Origin of the sequence: Limosilactobacillus avium (assembly GCF_947381485.1) — a bacterium.
Classification (GTDB): domain Bacteria; phylum Bacillota; class Bacilli; order Lactobacillales; family Lactobacillaceae; genus Limosilactobacillus; species Limosilactobacillus avium.
On sequence record NZ_CANCWN010000125.1, the window covers coordinates 1 to 215 of the forward strand.

The 215-nt window shown below is 45.6% G+C and carries 1 pseudogene; it reads left to right on the forward strand.

Features of this window, described 5'->3' with window-relative positions:
• Window positions 1–215 (forward strand): annotated as a pseudogene (locus QOS01_RS10560) (RNA-guided endonuclease TnpB family protein); the annotation flags it as partial.

Sequence of the window (215 nt, forward strand, 5' to 3'; positions counted from 1 at the left end):
CTCGAGCCCACTGGCCGCTACTATCTGTCATTACAAGTGGCAGTTGAAGCTCCCGAACACTTAAGGAAGACAGGGAAAGTAGTCGGAATTGATGTTGGCATCGCTAATCTAGCCATTAGTTCTGATGGAATTAAGTATGGAACCTTTAATGCTAAATGGGCGGAAAAGCAAGTAACCAAGTGGCAGAGTAAGTATGCCAAACGGAAACATCAGGC